Raw genomic sequence first — 16132 nt, 5'->3', positions numbered from 1 at the left:
GGAAGTCAGATGATGCAAGCAGTTGTGGTTCGCCACTCCGGTGGTCCAGAAGTTTTAGAAGTCGTTGAGGTCCCGAAACCGACAGTCCGGCCGGGATGGACGCTCATTCAAGTGAAGGGCAGAGGTGTGAATCACTCCGAGGTCTTCACCCGCGAAGGCAAGTCGCCTAGCGTCAAGTTTCCCCGGATTTTAGGCATCGAAGCGGTTGGCCTAGTCGTTGACACGACCGACAGTCAGCGGTTGCCGGTGGGCCAAGTCGTCATTACTTTTATGGGCGAAATGGGGCGGGCTTACGACGGGAGCTATGCGGAATACGTCTTGGTGCCCAACGACCAGTTGCTTCCAGTGACAACGAGTCTATCCTGGGAAAACCTGGCTGCCGTGCCAGAGACCTACTACACGGCGTATGGCGCTCTGCTGGGGTTAAATCTGGCGGCGGGTCAAAGCTTGTTGATTCGTGGCGGGACCAGTGGGGTCGGTGTGGCGGCAGTGAAGTTGGCGCACGCCATGGCGGCCGATGTCACGGTCATTGCGACGACCCGGAATTTAGCAAGTGAGCAACAGCTCAAGGCGGCGGGTTACGATGACGTCATTCAAGAACAGGATGGCCGGTTATTGACGGATGAAAAATTTGACCGGATCCTCGACTTGATCGGCCCGGCGACGGTTCCAGACTCACTGCAACGGATGAACTTGGGCGGAATCGTTAGCTCAACGGGCCAGCTAGGCGGGCAGTGGACGCTAGATGATTTTGACCCCATCATGGCAATTCCTAACGGGGTATATCTGACGTCATTTTACTCGGGAGATGTCGACAACCAGCGCGTGCAGGCGTTGCTCGAGCTGATTGCAACGCGCCAGATCGACGTTCGACCGGTTAAAACGTATCCACTAAGCGACATGCGTGCTGCCCATGAGTTCTTGGCGAGTCAGCAGGGCTTTGGGAAGGTCGTTGTGCTGTCGTAAACACTTCGCCTTACCGGCCGCCAGATATGGGCTGGAACGGTGCGGACGCAACTTGAAGCCTCGAAAACCGCGAGTCTTCAAGCTTGGTCTTCTACTAAGCCGGCGGGAAAACACCACCAACTAAGTAGAACGACGCGCCTGAGCCCATATCTGGCGGCCTCTCGGCTTACACAGGCGTTTTCTGGCCAGCATAAGGCGTATCAAAATCGTTATCGACTATACCGTAAGCGGCGGATAACATAAGATTTTTAACGATTGTTGCGGTTAACCACAACCAGAGACGGAGGAGGCGGAACCCCTGGCAGCCGCAGTGCGGACAGGTAAAACCGCAGATAAAAGTCTTACAACAAATCTACTCTTGACAGTCACCAACAAGAGCCTTAAACTTATCACTAATTTCTAATCGGTTTGTCATAAATAAGGCTAGGAGAAGAGTAGTGGCGTTGTCGTTGTACAGTGAGCCCGAGCGAGTGTGAACGGGTCTACGACGAACCATGAAGATGAGCTCCCGATAGCTACCAAGTGGTTCACGCTGCTTGGTCGGTAGGAACCGTTAACTTTCCGGGTATCAACTGGTACCGTTGAGGCAAGGTCTGCGAGGATTTTGTGAACTAGGGTGGTAAAACGACACGTTCGTCCCTTGAACTAAGTAATTAGTTCGGGGGAGGAGCGTGTCGTTTTTTACTTATGCTGACCGATTAGAAAACGGGTCAACCTATATCGCTGGACTGGCAACGGTCATTTCGCCGCTACCAACCCCTTGAGAGTCCCTTAGCGGTGCACGCTAGGAGAGTCACGGGCGACGTGTTCGCCAAATGAGCGCTTCACGTTGCCAGTCGAACGGTCTAGGGTCAGCCCAATCTAGGAGGAAATTAATCATGACAACGACGACAGAAAATGAGTTCCCTTACCGCTATGACGTTGTGGGCAGTCTCTTACGCCCCGCAACCTTGAAGGACGCCCGGGCAAAATTTGCGGCGGGTGAAATCGATGCTGACCAACTGAAAACCGTCCAACGTGCCGAAACGAAACGCGTCGTCGGTGAACAGGTGGCCCTCGGTTTGAAGGCCGTTACTGACGGTGAGTTCAACCGGAGCTGGTGGCACCTGGACTTCTTATGGGGGTTAAACGGGGTCGGCCACTATGACTATCAACAAAGTTATAAATTTCATGGCAGCAAGACGCGGACCGACAACGCCGACCTGGTGGGCAAGATTGCGTTTAACCCGGACCATCCGTTCTTTGAGAGTTTCCAATACCTCCAGTCGCTGGTACCAGCAGATGTGCTGGTGAAACAGACGATTCCGTCACCAACCATGTTGTTCCGGGACAACCGCAGTGACAACTGGCACGAATTTTATGAGACCTGGGACGCCTACCTAGATGACTTGGCCAAGGCTTACCATGAAACGATTCTGCACTTCTATGAACTGGGTTGCCGTTACCTCCAACTGGACGATACGACGTGGGCCTTTCTCATTAGCAAGCTCAACGAGACAATCGACGATGCCACCGCGCATCAGACCTATGTGTCCTTGGCCGAAGACGCGGTCCGGGTCATCAACGATCTGTTGACGGACCTGCCAGACGACTTGACGGTCACCACCCACATTTGTCGGGGCAACTTCAAGTCGACATACCTGTTCTCTGGCGGCTATGATGATGTGGCGGACTACCTAAGCCAGTTGCACTATGACGGCCTGTTCTTGGAATACGATAGCGACCGGGCCGGTGATTTCACGCCGCTCAAGAAGATCTGGAACAACGATACTAACAAGAAATTAGTCTTGGGATTGATCACATCGAAGTTTCCCGACTTGGAAAATGAAGACGACATCAAGACCCGCATCAAGGACGCCGCGCAACAAGTGCCGTTGGCCAACTTGGCGCTGTCCACGCAGTGTGGTTTCGCCTCGACCGAAGAAGGCAACCAACTGACGGAAGACCAGCAGTGGGCCAAACTGAAATTGGTTAAGCGCATCGCTGACGATGTTTGGGGATAGGTTAGAGCAAATTAGTCGCATTGCGGCTACCAGGGATTCCGCCTACTGTGGGGACGCTTCAGACTGGAAGAACACCAGTCTTCTCGCTCGCTTTTAAGCCGTGAAAACCACGCGTCTTAAAAGTCGCCCATGATCTAGGCTAGCAAAGGACGCCAGCCAAGGCCATTACCACGGCCGGTAAGGAGAAGAATGGACTGAGTTGCCTAATTTCACAGTAATATCGTTGTTATATCGGGCTTAAGCAGTATTTGAATATAAGAATAGAACTGAGGCGTTGCCAGACAAACTGGTAGCGCCTTTTTAGATGGTCGAAAGGAAGATTTTCGTTGAGATATTAAGTTAATTTACCTTTTAAGCTAACATAAATACAGCGGGTAGAATAACGGTCAGACGGTCTAAAGTGGTTTAGTGGGAGATGGTGAATCCAGCAGAAAGGGATAGCTCATTTTAATCAGGATAGTGGCCGTAACTAACGGAGGTCGTGTTCCAAACACACCTCTCAGCTAAAAACTACCAAAGCCGGAGGAGGCCAGGACGAAGCCAGCTGTGTCGACGATGTTAGCCGGGGTTCTTTCCCGGGTTACATCGTGGGACGACCTTGGAGACACGTGTTTTTCGTGGCTTCAAGTCGAGGTGGAAGCCTTGCAAAGGCTGGAACCGACCCCATAGCAGGCGCAGTCCTGGCAGCCGCAGGCGGACAATTTATCACTGCCCCTAAATCTCTTGATTTGAACGGTTCGCTAAATAACCCCCTAAATCAAGTGCCATTGAAACGACTATCCCGACCCGTCACTTACGAAACGTAATCGCTTTCAAAATAAAGTGAGGATGGTTTACAAACTATTTACATGGACAACACAACCTCGTTACATGGGCCGCGTACACTTGCCTCATACTTAAGTAAGGGGAGTGGCGAGATGTCGATTGAGTTAAACGCATTGGGGAAAGCGTACACCGCTGATAATTGGGTTTTGCAAAACGTGACGGCGCACATTGAGAGTGGCGAATTTTTCGCGATTGTCGGGCCTTCTGGGTGTGGGAAAAGTACGTTGTTACGGATGATTGCAGGGTTGATTCCGATTTCGACCGGTGAACTTCAGATCGACGGCAAGGTGGCAACGGATTTGCCCCCTAAGGACCGCCAGTTAACGATGGTATTTCAAAGTTACGCGTTATTTCCATTCTTATCGGTCACCGATAACGTTGCGTTTGGATTGAAGGCCCGGAAGTTTCCCGCCAAGGAAATCGAGGAGCGGGTCACCAAGGCCATCAAATTGGTCAACTTGGAGGAATTCAAGGACCGTCGTCCCCGGGACCTGTCCGGTGGGCAACGGCAACGGGTGGCTTTAGCCCGCGCAATCGCCAGTGACGCCAAGGTTTGCTTGATGGACGAACCACTATCCAACTTGGACGCGCAACTTCGCATCAAGATGCGCACGGAATTGCGGAATCTCCAGCAAGAGTTGGGGTTGACCGTTATCTACGTTACGCATGACCAGGTCGAAGCGATGACCATGGCCGACCACATTATGGTGCTGCACGACCACAAGATTCAGCAGATCGGCACGCCACTCGACATTTACAACCGGCCAGCCAACACCTTCGTGGCAAGTTTCTTTGGCACACCGCGGATGAACCTCTTGCCAGCTCGGGTGACCGCCGACCGCGAATTGACCTTGGCGGACACATTAAAATTGGCGTTACCAAAGCCGTTACCAGTTGCCGATTACATCGTGGGAATTCGGCCAACCTCGCTGTACCTGCTCCCCCAAGGAGAGGGTGAGCCCAACGCGCAGGTCAAGACCGTCGAATACCTCGGTGCTCAGATTTTATTGGAAGCCGAACTCAGCGACGGCACGCCAATCGAATTGACCGCCGACCCCGATGAGAATTACCGGGCTGGTGATTGGTTGTCCGTCGGGATCGATGGCAATGCTTACATCTTTGACCATACCGGCGAGGTTCAATTTATGGTGGAAGGGGGTCGCCAACATGCAAGCAGAAGTCACGCCAGCGCCCAAGCCTAAGGTCGATCAGTCGGCTGCGATTAGTCACAAGCGAGCCAAGGGGTACAACCTGCATGCTGGTGATAAATACTACGCGTTCGCCTTTCTCGGGCCATCACTCTTGGTTCTCGGGACCTTCGTGTTCTACCCCATGTTGCGAACCCTCTATCTGAGCCTATTTTTAACCAATAACGTCGGTCGGCCCACGGTATTTGTCGGCTTGAAAAATTACATCGGCCTGTTGACCTCCAGTGCCTATCAGGCCAGCCTCCAAGCCACGGCCATTTACGTGATTGGGGTCGTCGCCTTGACCTTGATTTTGGGACTGTTGCTGGCCCAACTCGCGGTCAAGAAACTCGCCGGGATCCAATGGTTCCGGACGATTTTCTCCGCTACGATGGGGGTCTCCGTCTCCGTTGCCGCCATCTTCTGGCTGTTCATCTTCAGTCCATCGATCGGCCTGTTTGACCAGATCGGCAACCTTCTTCATTTGCCGATCGTGGCCTGGTTGACGCAACCCGGTCCCGCCATGACCGCCGTCATCATTTCCACGGTCTGGATGAACCTGGGCTTTACCTTCTTGATCCTCTTTGGGGCCTTACAAATGGTGCCACAACCGCTCTACGAGGCGTCCGCCATCGAGGGGGCGTCCGAGAGCTACCAGTTCTTCCACGTGACCATTCCGATGATCTCGCCAACGCTGTTCTTCACGTCGACGGTCACCTTGATTGGCGCCTTCAAGAGTTTCGGATTGATCGACCTGATGACGGCTGGGGGGCCCAACAACGCCACCAACTTGATGGTCTATCGAGTTTATCAAGATGCCTTTTTAAGCGGTAACTATGGGATTGCGAGTGCCGAGTCCGTTATCTTGGCGGTCATCATTGCCCTGTTTACCCTGTTACAATTCAAATTCCTTGAGAAACGGGTGACCTACTAATGATGCTGACAAAGACTCATAAAACGTTGCGTTACCTGGTGTTGGTTATCATGGCAATCATTATCATTGGTCCGTTCATTTTGGGCTTCTGGACCAGCCTGTTACCCACGGCCGATATTGCCAAGGGGACGCTGTTTAGCACCCATATTTCCTTTCAAAACTACGTGGACGCCGTTCAGCAAACGGCCATCATGCGCTACTTACTCAACAGCTTCGTGATTTCCCTGTTGACGATGGCGGCGCAGCTCCTGTTCTGTTCGTTAGGCGCGTACGCGTTCGTCTTCCTGTCCTTTAAGGGCCGCGACTTCCTGTTCTACGTGATTTTAGCCACGATGATGTTGCCCTTTGAAGCTGAGGTCATCCCCAACTTCGCCACGGTCCGTCAGCTGAACCTGCTGAACCACTACGCCGTCATGGTCATTCCATTTCTGACGTCGGCCTTCGGGATCTTCATGTTGCGGCAGTCCTTCCGTCAGATTCCACCGGAGTTGAAGGAAGCCGCCGACGTTGAGGGCTTGAACCACTGGCAATTCTACTGGCGCGTCACGTTACCTTACGCCCGCATCAGCCTGTTCACATTAGCCGCTTATAGCTTCCTGGAAAGCTGGAACCAATACCTCTGGCCAATGTTGACCACGTTTAGTGACAAGTTCCGTCCTGTCCAAGATGGGTTGCGGCAGCTGCAATCACAGGAAACGTTTAACAACTGGGGGATGATTCAAGCCAGTGCCGTGATTGTTGTGATTCCCACGCTGATCGTGCTGTTTGTGGGACAACATTACTTTAAGGATGGCTTGAACGAGGGGGCCACGAAATGAAGAAGCAAACTGTTTCCCACAAAATGTTCGCCATTGTGGCCAGCGTCCTGGTCGTCTTGGCGGCGATTCTGGGATGGACCGCGTTCAGTCATCCGTCCGCGTCAGCGCAGAGCAATGGCCGGATCAAAGTGGTCTTTTGGCACGAAATGACTGGACCGGCGCAGCAGCAATTGATTAAGTTCTCGAATGAATTTAACCAGTCGCAAAAGAAGTACGAGGTCGTCCCCGAGTTTGAAGGGAGTTATAATGAGGCCGTCCAGAAGATTATCAACACGCACGGCACCGACGCGTCGCCCGCGGTCTTTCAATCCATGGACATCTCGACGAGTCAGATGCACCACACCGGGTACACGACGCCGGTCCAGAAATTTATCGACGCCGACAACTATGATGTGAACAAGATCTCTGCGGGTGCCCGGGCGTTTTATTCCAACCAAGGCACGCAGTTATCCATGCCATTTAACACATCGCAACCCGTTCTCTTTTACAACGCGACGCTGCTGAAGAAGTTGGGCGTCACGCCACCGCCCGTCAACCCGTCCTACAGTGACATTACGAAGGTCGCTAAGCAGGTCATGGAAAAGTCCAACAAGAAGGTTCAGGGGATGTCGGTCGAAATTTACGGCTGGTTATTTGAACAGTTCATGGCGAACTCGGGTGCTTCATTTGCCAACAACGATGATGGGCACACCAGCACGCCAACGGCTTCTAACCTGACCGGTCCTAGCACCGTGAATACCATGAAATGGTTGCAAACGAACGTCAAGGATGGCGTCTTTGCCAACTATGGCGCCGGTGGAAACGCGTTGAACAACGAAATCGCCAGCTTCTTGTCTGGCCGACTCGCCATGTTCTTACAAAGTTCCGCGACGACGACTCAGCTAACCAAGGGCAATAAGGATCAAGTGGGCATCACCTACTATCCACATCCTGATGGCCAGAAGAGTAACGGTGTCGCCATTGGTGGCGCATCACTGTGGATCTCAAACGACAAGTCCGCGGCCGTTCAACGCGGGTCATGGGACTTCATCAAGTTCTTAATGACCGCGAAGAGCCAAGCAGAATGGCAAGCAGCGACCGGCTATCTGGCCTTAAACAAGGATTCCCAGAAGCAACCGGCCCTGCTGAACATGTACAAGAAGTTACCAGAATCGAGAGTCCCTGGTGAACAGTTGGCCGCAGCTAAGCCAAACAATACGAACTCCGGGATCTTCATGCAGGGCTTGATTCAAGCGCGGAACTTGACCCAGACCGCCATGGAGCAGATCTACGCGGGGAGTAACATTCAACAGGCGTTGCAGACGGCGCAGTCGTCGCTCAACGGCAACATTAAAAATAACAACCGTGCGAACGGCTATTAGTAGGAGAGCGATTTTATGACAGTGAAAACGTTAGTATTTGGACACCGGGGTTACCCGGCAAAGTTTCCGGAAAATAGCATCGCGGGGTTCAGTTATGCCCTGGAGAACAACGTGGACGGTTTGGAATTCGACGTGCATTTGACCAAGGACCAGGTCCCAGTCATCATGCACGACGAACACGTTGACCGCACCACGAACGGCAGTGGCTTGATCAACGACTTCACCTTCAACGAGTTGCGGCATTTTCGCCTGTCCAACCAAGAATCCATTCCAACGTTAGCGGAATTTCTGGCGCTGGTCGATGACGCGGATGTCCAGTTGAACTTGGAGTTGAAGACGGACAAGATCCAGTACCCAGAGATCGAGGCCATCGTCATGGCCATGGTCCACGGGGCACCGCTCAAGCATCCGGTCATCTTCTCGTCGTTTCATTTACAGACGTTGAAAAACTGTCAGAAGATTGCGCCCAATGAGTCTTACTGCTGGCTGACGGATAAGCCGGTGGTCAACGCCGCGGCCTTCGTGGCCAACGAACACCTGAGTGGCCTGCATCTGAGTCACTACCAAGCCGACGTGCCAGTCGCCGAACGTATCTGGACGGTCGATAAGCCGGAGTTGGCGACGGAGCTGTTCCAGAAGCACGTGGCGGGCATCTTCACCGACGACTTCATCACCATGATGCGCCTCCGCCAGGACCTGATGCGCGTGTAAAATCAGGTGGCGGGCCACCGCCTGTCGCCTGCGATTGCCAGACGCCACGCTGTGGGGCAGACCTGGGGCCTGAGGTACGGTCCCCAGGGCAACTTTGAGCCGCAAAAAGCGCGTCTCAAAGATTGGCCCGTCGACTAAGGCTGAGAAAATCGCTCAACCTAAGACGACCGACACAGCGCTCTGTCTGGCAATCTCCGGCTGGGGTGGTGTCACAGGTTTTAAACGTGCGGTTCCTTGGCAATGGCGGTCATGGTAGTAGGCGGAAAAGTTGTCAGTTGTGCTGATTAAACTAGAAGTGATTGTATGTCAAAACGGACGCTGACCGATATTGGGTAGCGTCCGTTTTTTGTGCTGATTGTGAACTTCAAGACACTTCGATGACATGTTAAATAAGGTGTCCTACGAAGTGTATGTTGTGATAGGATAGTCGTACCAATCTCGGAAAATAGGCGTCGTTGCAGTATTCGTGCTGACACTTTGGTTGCCTAGTCGGAGGTGGTCAGGTACGGAACCCGGTGTCGGTGTTCTTAGGTCGGCCGATTTTGCTGGCCTTAGAACACGTGCCGAGCTTGAAGACTCGTTCTTGGAGGCTCCAAGTCGCCCTGAAGACTCATGATTTTTGAGGCTTCAGGTCTGCCCCACGGGGTGGAGTACCTGACCACCGTAGACGTTAAGGCCAGAGTTAAGACAAACGGTGGAGAAATTCGGCGCCCATTTGATTGGCGTTGAAGGAGTAGGGCGCGAGAGCTTGGGCCGGATCAATGAATTGTTCATTGTCGTCCAAATCCGGTTTGCGTAGCGTCAATTGGAGGTTCGTTGCCATCAACTGCATTTTGAGACCGCGGACGACCAGTTGCATGCTCAGTGCGGCTTGGAAGCCACCATGACCGCCGTAGGAAACCAGACTGACTGGCTTGCCGCGCCATTCGGTGTACAGGTAGTCGAGGGCGTTTTTCAGTGGCGCCGGGTAACCCCAGTTGTATTGGGGGAAGAGGAGGATGAAGCCATCGTAGCCTTGAATCAGCTGACTCCAGGCCTTCGTGTGGGTCAGCGTGTAATTGCCGTCTGAGGGCTGACCGGGTTCATCCAAGAAGGGCAGGTCGATCTTGGCGAGGTCGATTAAATCAACGTCCAGGCCATCCTGGGCAACGGCGGGTTGAAGCCAACTTGCGATGCTGGTGCTGATGCGGTTGGGCCGCGTCGAGCCGATGATCAAACCAATTTTCTTTGTCATAGGTGGTGTCTCCTTAAGTGACTAAATTTTTCCGTGCATTGTGCACACATCTTAGCATTCTTCTGGTATAATAACAAGTATGGACAATCAAATCTTTGAAGCATTATTTGAAATCGTAACTTTTTTTAGTCAAACGGAAGAGGACCGCAAGTTACTGGCAGAGGCCCATGTCAAGCTTGATGCGCCGACCCTGCCAATTATCATGCGGGTCGATCATACGCCTGGCATCAGCATTGGCGAGTTGGCCGACCAGATTGGCCGCAACCATTCATCGATCAGTCGCCAGGTCGACAAACTGATTGAGACGGGCTGGTTAGAAGAGACCGAACGCCGGGACAAGCGCGTTCGGCAGGTTATCTTGAGCCCCAGCGGTCAGCAAACGGTCCAACAGATTAAATTAGCCCGGGAAGCATCCATTCGGCGTCGACTAGCGAAGTATTCAGATGCAGACCGCGGCGAACTGCTACGGGTCTTACAACGCCTATCAGCCGTCCTAAACGGCAACGACGATTACGAGGAATAGGGAGGAAGACGAAAATCCCGTTGAGCCTAGTGGAAGCTGGCTTGACGGGATTTTTTGTGCTTGCAAAGGAAAAGTCTCTAAATGACAGTTATTTCTGATATAGCAACGAGATTGACATCAGAATTAGGCAGCTTGGTTTCATCAACTAGTGAAATTTAGAGTACATAGGAGCTTCAACAATTGTCATGGTAAAACACAATCGGAGCCGGAGGAGGACAGGGATGTAGCCGGTCGTGGAGGTGGTGTTAGCTGGTGGTTTTGCCAGCTTACAGCACGGGCGACTTTGGAGACTCGTGGTTTTCGAGCCTTCAAATCGAGTCGGAAGCCCGTACCTCAGGCTGGAGCGTCCCCACAGCAAGCGGAATCCCTGTCAGCCGGAGTGCGGCAAATTTACGAAGTAACCATTTCAGCGCAAAAAAATTAACCCCATTGAATCGAACTGGGATTTAGTCTGATTCAATGGGATTAATATTCAATTGGGGACAGTGACCAACGAAGCATTTTCCGGGTACTTCGTTGACTGTTACCAAAAAAGCTTTAGTTTGTCGTCAGTTTGTTAAGCAATTGTTTTACGACATCTTTATAATAACAAAGAAATCAAGGGCTTTGGGCGATTCTGGCAATTTGTAATATTACAATTTTCCAAATTAGTTTTAACGAATAGTTATACTATAAACGATTCCTGCGTTTTGATGGAATAATTGCATTTGAGTGGGTAGGCGGGCGTATAATTATTCATAGTAAAACATGGCCGGTTAATTTATTTATTGACTAAACATTGTGGCTGGACACGTTTTCGGATATGCAGCGAGTTGCTCATTTCAGCGGACGCGCGGCAGGTCTAATACAATTGGAGGTTTTGCTATGTCAGTCTTAACGGATACGTTCAACTTAGCTAACGGAACTCAGATTCCACAAGTTGGTTTTGGTACTTGGCAAATTCCTGGTGGCGATACGGCCTATAATGCGGTGGCTAATGCATTGAAGACGGGGTATCGGCACATTGATACGGCGAAGGCTTATGCCAACGAGTCTAGTGTTGGGAAGGCCATCCGCGATTCCGGAATCGACCGCAAAGAAATCTTTGTGACGACCAAGTTACCGGCCGAAGTGAAGACTTATCAAGGTGCTTTGGACGCATTTGACACGACCATGAAGAACTTGGACGTGGGCTACGTCGACCTGTATCTGGTGCACGCGCCATGGCCATGGGCAGAAATTGGTAAGGACTGCGATCAAGGCAACCTTGATGTTTGGCGCGCAATGGAAAAAATCTACGCTAGCGGCAAGGCCAAGGCCATTGGGGTCTCCAATTTTGATGTGCACGACCTGCAAAACGTCTTGAACCATGCCGAAGTAGCGCCAATGGTCGACCAGATTCAGTACTACGTCGGCTTCACGGAACCAAAGATCACGAAATTCGCCCAAGACCACAACATGCTGGTTGAAGCCTACTCACCACTCGCAACCGGTGACATGCTAGAAAATGCCGACATCAAGGAAATGGCGAATAAATATCACGTTTCACCAGCGCAACTGGCGCTACGGTTCGTCCTGGAGAATGGCGTCTTGCCATTGCCAAAGGCCACGAGTCAAGCACACATTGAAGCCAACGCACAGTTGAATTTCTCAATCAACGCGGCCGATATGGCCAAGCTGAATGCGATGGCGGATACGGCCACGGATCACGGGCATAATGCGACCCAAGGTTAATGTAAATGAACAGTAAATTTTAAACAGGGAGCCAACGCTTTTGTCATCCATTAGGGCAAAAACGATGGTTCCTTTTAGTCACTTTTTGGCTAAATGATGGTGCCAGTCTAGTAGTGAATCGAAGTTTTAACGGAAAGACCAGCAAGATACATTAAATAATTAAATTAATTAATGTTCAGGTTTTACGTTTTACTTTTTAACGAATGCCGCTGTTACTCGTTATAAGTATTTTAATAACGAACTAAAAATAATAAAATCATTGTAAAAGTTCGCTCTTCTGATAGAATGAAAAGTGTCCTAATAAAGAGCCATACGACATAATCTGAGGAGTGAGTTCGATGCACTTAAAGGGTAAGGGGAAATTACTCTTAATTGCAGCAGCATTATTGCTACTGCCAGCTGGTTTGGCTGCCTGTGGGAAGGCAACCAGCAGCACGAGTTCAAGTTCCAAGCAAGGCTACACGCCGAAGCAGTTGACGGTTGAATTTGTACCGTCATCTAACGCGGGTACGATTGAGGCGAAGGCCAAACCGTTAGAGGGTCTGTTGAAGAAACAATTGGGGATTCCGGTTAAGGTTAGCGTCTCGACCGACTACAATACGATCGTTGAGGCCATGGGGTCAAAGAAGGTCGATGTTGGGTTCCTGCCACCTGATGCCTACGTCCTTGCACATAAGCAATATGGGGATAAGGTCCTCTTGCAGGCTGAACGGTTTGGCGTCAAGGAACCGAACGACCAACCAACGAAGAAATTGGTCAACTACTACCGCTCCCAGATCTTAGTTCGTAAGGACAGCGGTATCAAGACGTTGAAGGACTTAAAGGGTAAGAAGATCGCCGTTCAAGATACCACGTCGACCGCCGGCTGGATCTACCCTGCCGTTGAATTGCTGAAGCATGGCATCAACATCAACAAGGACAAGATCCAAACGGTCACGGTCAAGGGTCACGACCAAGGGGTTCTTTCCGTTTACAATAAGAACACCGACGCGGCCTTTGTCTTCCAGGGCGCCCGGAACTTAGTCAAGAAGGACGACAAGGATATCATGAGTCAAGTCGTGCCAATCTACACGACCGACAAGATTCCTAATGATACCATCACAGTTCGTGGCGACATGAGTGCTAAGTGGCAAAAGAAGATTGCCGAAGCATTCAAGGCCATTGCCAAGACCAAGAAGGGTCACGACATCATTTCTAGCGTTTACTCGCATGAAGGCTACGTGGATGCGAAGGACAGTACCTTTGATATCATTCGGGACTACGACAAGCAGATTCAAAAGCTCGACAAGTAGGTTTTAGCTACGAATGCACTCATGATTTTAGTTAAATCTAGTGGTTAGCAGAATTAGTGGATCTTGTTCTGCGAATCAAGTCGTGGGAACATTTGCAGATAAAGTGATTAACAGAAGATTAGACAGCAGAAGTAGTGAGGGCAGCGACACCGTACCTCACTACTTTTTTAATAACGGGGGAACCAACTATGGAGCAAGCAACACCGATTATTTCATTTAAAGGCGTCAACAAGATCTACAGCAACGGCACCGTTGGCCTCAAGGATATCAGTTTTGACATTCCCCGTGGTCAGTTTCTGGTCGTCGTCGGGCTTTCCGGAGCCGGCAAGAGTACCTTGCTGCGGACCATCAACCGGATGCACGAGATTACGTCTGGCGAGATCACGGTGGAAAATGAATCTGTCAGTGACTACAAAGGCAAGGCGTTACGGCTGTTGCGCCGTAAAATCGGCATGATCTTTCAGGGGTTCAACCTGATCAATCGGTCGAGCGTGGAGAAAAATGTCCTGTCGGGGCGGGTCAGTTATTATCCGACCTGGAAGACGATTTTTGGACTGTTTAGCAAGGCAGACAAGGAAAAAGCCGTACATTCCTTGGAACGGGTCAACTTGGCCGAAAAACTCTACACCAGAGCCGATGAGCTCTCTGGTGGGCAGCAACAACGGGTCGCCATTGCCCGAACTCTGATGCAGGACCCCAAGATTATCTTAGCCGATGAACCAGTGGCCTCACTGGATCCCTTGACCACCAAGACGGTCATGGATACCCTCAAGCGGTTGAATCAAGAGGACGGCATCACAGTCATTGTGAACTTGCACTCGGTCGCCTTGGCGCGAGAATACGCCGACCGCATCGTTGGGCTGCGGGCCGGTCAGTTGGTCTATGATCAGCCAATTGCCAACGTTGCCGAGGGGGATTTGGACCAAATCTATCTGGCACCTGAGGGGGAAAAGGCATGAGTACACCGACAATTCCACAGCGCTCGTGGGCGCAACGCTATCACGTGAAGGGCATCGGTTGGACGGTCCTACTGCTGGTCTTACTGGTGGCTTCTGCCCAGATGACTGGCGTCAACGTGGGGATGTTTTTTAGCAACCTGGGCCAGTTTACGAACTTGCTGGTACGGATGTCTAATCCGGCTTGGGACTACACAACGGTCATTATCCAACCACTGCTGGAAACCATTCAAATGGCAATTTTAGGGACCACGATTGGGGCGGCCTTTGCCATTCCTTTTGCCGTGTTGAGTGCTAGCAATTTAATTCATAATCGGTGGTTGCGCGGGTTGACGCGGCTGTTCTTGGACCTGGTTCGGACCTTGCCCGACTTACTGCTCGCCGCAATTTTCGTTGCGATATTTGGTATTGGGTCAACGGCCGGGGTCATCACCTTGGCGATCTTTTCCTTCGGGATGGTATCCAAGTTATTTTACGAAGTCATCGAAACCATCGACATGGGGCCGTTGGAAGCCTTGGAGTCCGTGGGCGCAACAAAAATCACCATTATTTGGTACGCGGTGCTGCCACAGATTCTGAACCAATTTATCAGCTACTTTCTGTATACCCTCGAAATCAATGTGCGGGCGTCAACCGTCTTGGGATACTTGGGTGCCGGTGGGATTGGGGTCTTCTTACAACGGTCGTTGAATGAATTCAACTACAACCAAACGGCGGTCATTATCCTGGCAACGCTGGTTGTCGTGTTGGTCATCGACGGCGTCAGCAACCATCTAAGGAGGGTTCTTCTTTAATATGCAAACAACAATTATGCCTCCTTCGCGGCAACACTCCCTGTGGCGACGGTGGAGCTGGCTGCTCTGGGTCCTGCTTATCGGAATCATTTATTTCTGGACGATCAATGGGCTGAAATTCTCGGGATTCCAAGAGTCCGCGGCCTCAGTCTCCAAGTCGATCTTGCACGGACTAGTTCACCCAACGTGGTCTTACGTCTATGACGGCAGTGGCGAGGACCTGGTTTCGCTGATTTTACAAACGTTGGCGATTGCCTTTCTCGGAACGATTGTGTCGGCTTTGATCAGTGTGCCATTTGCCTTTTGGGCAGCGCGTGGACCCAAGGAACATTACTTCTTGCGTTCCGGGAGTGGGAAAGTTGTCCTGACCTTGATTCGGACTTTTCCAGAAATCGTCTTGGCCATCATGTTCATCAAGGCAGTCGGGCCCGGCTCTTACGCCGGGGTGTTGGCTGTCAGCGTCCACTCGGTCGGAATGCTGGGAAAGCTATTCGGCGAGGCCATTGAAAATATGGACCGCGGTTCGGAAGAGGCCATTACCAGTGCAGGCGGCCGTTCCGGACAGGTCTTTGCGTTAGCGACCGTGCCGACGATTATGCCGGAGTTTCTGTCCTATACGCTGTACCGGTTTGAAATCGCCGTGCGGTCTGCCTCCATCTTGGGGATGGTGGGTGCCGGTGGGATCGGGACCCCGTTGATTTTTGCCATTCAAACGCGGGATTGGTCTAAGGTCGGCATCATTCTCTTAGGCATCGTGGTCATGGTGCTCCTGATTGATTCGCTGTCCGAACAATTACGAAAGAGGCTGATTTAAC

General features: G+C 51.5%; 14 protein-coding genes. 13 read left to right on the top strand and 1 reads right to left on the bottom strand.

Annotated elements, in window-relative coordinates:
* Positions 1–12 precede the first annotated feature (12 nt).
* From JUF10_RS01275 to JUF10_RS01245, 7 genes are all read left to right on the top strand, one after another.
* The gene (locus JUF10_RS01275) at positions 13–966 is read left to right on the top strand and encodes a zinc-binding dehydrogenase (protein ID WP_203640646.1); all 954 of its coding nucleotides are present in this window, start codon (positions 13–15) and stop codon (positions 964–966) included.
* An 878-nt stretch (positions 967–1844) separates the two neighbouring features.
* On the top strand, positions 1845–2969 hold the full coding sequence (locus JUF10_RS01270) for a vitamin B12 independent methionine synthase (protein WP_203640439.1): 1125 nt from the start codon (positions 1845–1847) through the stop codon (positions 2967–2969).
* A gap of 917 nt (positions 2970–3886) precedes the next feature.
* Positions 3887–4996: an ABC transporter ATP-binding protein gene (locus JUF10_RS01265; protein ID WP_203640438.1), complete on the top strand. Its 1110-nt coding sequence runs from the start codon at positions 3887–3889 to the stop codon at positions 4994–4996.
* The gene (locus JUF10_RS01260) at positions 4962–5915 is read left to right on the top strand and encodes a carbohydrate ABC transporter permease (protein ID WP_203640437.1); all 954 of its coding nucleotides are present in this window, start codon (positions 4962–4964) and stop codon (positions 5913–5915) included. The genes JUF10_RS01265 and JUF10_RS01260 overlap by 35 nt, the downstream gene beginning before the upstream one ends.
* Before the next feature lie 2 nt (positions 5916–5917).
* On the top strand, positions 5918–6733 hold the full coding sequence (locus tag JUF10_RS01255; RefSeq protein WP_373301262.1) for a carbohydrate ABC transporter permease: 816 nt from the start codon (positions 5918–5920) through the stop codon (positions 6731–6733).
* On the top strand, positions 6730–8094 hold the full coding sequence (locus tag JUF10_RS01250; protein ID WP_203640435.1) for an ABC transporter substrate-binding protein: 1365 nt from the start codon (positions 6730–6732) through the stop codon (positions 8092–8094). The genes JUF10_RS01255 and JUF10_RS01250 overlap by 4 nt, the downstream gene beginning before the upstream one ends.
* Positions 8095–8109: 15 nt before the next feature.
* Positions 8110–8805 (top strand): glycerophosphodiester phosphodiesterase family protein, encoded by a 696-nt coding sequence (locus tag JUF10_RS01245; protein WP_203640434.1) that lies wholly within the window; start codon positions 8110–8112, stop codon positions 8803–8805.
* Positions 8806–9487: 682 nt separating this feature from the next.
* Here JUF10_RS01245 and JUF10_RS01240 read toward each other — a convergent pair.
* Entirely contained in the window at positions 9488–10039 is a 552-nt protein-coding gene (locus tag JUF10_RS01240) for an NADPH-dependent FMN reductase (RefSeq protein ID WP_203640433.1), read from the bottom strand.
* A 79-nt stretch (positions 10040–10118) separates the two neighbouring features.
* Between JUF10_RS01240 and JUF10_RS01235 the strand changes: the two genes are divergently transcribed.
* From JUF10_RS01235 to phnE (JUF10_RS01210), 6 genes are all read left to right on the top strand, one after another.
* The gene (locus JUF10_RS01235; RefSeq protein WP_203640432.1) at positions 10119–10562 is read left to right on the top strand and encodes a MarR family winged helix-turn-helix transcriptional regulator; all 444 of its coding nucleotides are present in this window, start codon (positions 10119–10121) and stop codon (positions 10560–10562) included.
* 864 nt (positions 10563–11426) lie between these two features.
* Positions 11427–12275 (top strand): aldo/keto reductase, encoded by an 849-nt coding sequence (locus JUF10_RS01230; RefSeq protein WP_203640431.1) that lies wholly within the window; start codon positions 11427–11429, stop codon positions 12273–12275.
* Positions 12276–12613: 338 nt separating this feature from the next.
* Complete coding sequence (locus tag JUF10_RS01225; RefSeq protein WP_203640430.1) at positions 12614–13567, top strand: phosphate/phosphite/phosphonate ABC transporter substrate-binding protein; 954 nt, start codon at positions 12614–12616, stop codon at positions 13565–13567.
* Between the two features lie 188 nt (positions 13568–13755).
* Complete coding sequence (gene phnC, locus JUF10_RS01220) at positions 13756–14526, top strand: phosphonate ABC transporter ATP-binding protein (protein ID WP_203640429.1); 771 nt, start codon at positions 13756–13758, stop codon at positions 14524–14526.
* On the top strand, positions 14523–15317 hold the full coding sequence (phnE, locus tag JUF10_RS01215) for a phosphonate ABC transporter, permease protein PhnE (RefSeq protein ID WP_203640428.1): 795 nt from the start codon (positions 14523–14525) through the stop codon (positions 15315–15317). The genes phnC and phnE (JUF10_RS01215) overlap by 4 nt, the downstream gene beginning before the upstream one ends.
* A gap of 1 nt (position 15318) precedes the next feature.
* The gene (phnE, locus tag JUF10_RS01210; RefSeq protein ID WP_373301258.1) at positions 15319–16131 is read left to right on the top strand and encodes a phosphonate ABC transporter, permease protein PhnE; all 813 of its coding nucleotides are present in this window, start codon (positions 15319–15321) and stop codon (positions 16129–16131) included.
* Position 16132 lies beyond the last annotated feature (1 nt).

It is taken from the genome of Levilactobacillus andaensis (assembly GCF_016861695.1).
Taxonomy (GTDB): Bacteria; Bacillota; Bacilli; order Lactobacillales; family Lactobacillaceae; genus Levilactobacillus; species Levilactobacillus andaensis.
Note: the sequence above shows the minus strand (reverse complement) of the source record. Positions and strands in the feature narration are given on the sequence as shown.

Bases quoted from the DNA above. Each gene is read 5' to 3' on its own strand.
- JUF10_RS01245 (WP_203640434.1), top strand. From the start codon at position 8,110: ATGACAGTGAAAACGTTAGTATTTGGACACCGGGGTTACCCGGCAAAG.
- phnE (WP_203640428.1), top strand. From the start codon at position 14,523: ATGAGTACACCGACAATTCCACAGCGCTCGTGGGCGCAACGCTATCAC.
- JUF10_RS01235 (WP_203640432.1), top strand. From the start codon at position 10,119: ATGGACAATCAAATCTTTGAAGCATTATTTGAAATCGTAACTTTTTTT.
- JUF10_RS01265 (WP_203640438.1), top strand. From the start codon at position 3,887: ATGTCGATTGAGTTAAACGCATTGGGGAAAGCGTACACCGCTGATAAT.
- JUF10_RS01270 (WP_203640439.1), top strand. From the start codon at position 1,845: ATGACAACGACGACAGAAAATGAGTTCCCTTACCGCTATGACGTTGTG.
- JUF10_RS01255 (WP_373301262.1), top strand. From the start codon at position 5,918: ATGCTGACAAAGACTCATAAAACGTTGCGTTACCTGGTGTTGGTTATC.
- JUF10_RS01260 (WP_203640437.1), top strand. From the start codon at position 4,962: ATGCAAGCAGAAGTCACGCCAGCGCCCAAGCCTAAGGTCGATCAGTCG.
- JUF10_RS01225 (WP_203640430.1), top strand. From the start codon at position 12,614: ATGCACTTAAAGGGTAAGGGGAAATTACTCTTAATTGCAGCAGCATTA.
- JUF10_RS01230 (WP_203640431.1), top strand. From the start codon at position 11,427: ATGTCAGTCTTAACGGATACGTTCAACTTAGCTAACGGAACTCAGATT.
- phnC (WP_203640429.1), top strand. From the start codon at position 13,756: ATGGAGCAAGCAACACCGATTATTTCATTTAAAGGCGTCAACAAGATC.
- JUF10_RS01275 (WP_203640646.1), top strand. From the start codon at position 13: ATGCAAGCAGTTGTGGTTCGCCACTCCGGTGGTCCAGAAGTTTTAGAA.
- phnE (WP_373301258.1), top strand. From the start codon at position 15,319: ATGCAAACAACAATTATGCCTCCTTCGCGGCAACACTCCCTGTGGCGA.
- JUF10_RS01250 (WP_203640435.1), top strand. From the start codon at position 6,730: ATGAAGAAGCAAACTGTTTCCCACAAAATGTTCGCCATTGTGGCCAGC.
- JUF10_RS01240 (WP_203640433.1), bottom strand. From the start codon at position 10,039: ATGACAAAGAAAATTGGTTTGATCATCGGCTCGACGCGGCCCAACCGC.